This is a genomic window from Photorhabdus viridis (assembly GCF_040256935.1).
GTDB classification, from domain to species: domain Bacteria; phylum Pseudomonadota; class Gammaproteobacteria; order Enterobacterales; family Enterobacteriaceae; genus Photorhabdus; species Photorhabdus viridis.
In genome coordinates this window covers 1-304 of record NZ_JBEJZY010000353.1, presented here as the reverse complement: position 1 = coordinate 304, position 304 = coordinate 1, and the positions used below count along the sequence as shown (strand labels likewise).

Annotated in this window: 1 protein-coding gene; it reads left to right on the top strand. The window is 37.5% G+C overall.

The window, feature by feature from the left end; genetic code table 11:
• A partial coding sequence (locus ABR397_RS25585; RefSeq protein ID WP_350307834.1) for a hypothetical protein occupies nucleotides 1-304 on the top strand: 304 nt, incomplete at both ends.

Sequence of the window (304 nt, the reverse complement as noted above, 5' to 3'; positions counted from 1 at the left end):
TCAATTAGTCGAAAATAGATCGGCAACGATAAAAACCGTGAAAGGGGATTTGGTTGTCAGGACGCATGAGCTGAATAATGCCCGCAGTCTCTATTTTTTTGAAAAAAGAGACGTCGCTCCTAACCCGGCAGATAAAAATTTCAACATCCTCGAAGCACAACATAAACATGGACATAATTTAAAAAGTATGCAACCCAGTGTCCTCACATCGGGTGGAAATATTTATATTAACAGTGAGATATTATCAAATCAGGAATTGAGCAAAATTGAAGCCGAAAAAGATATTTTCCTGACGGGAAAAAAA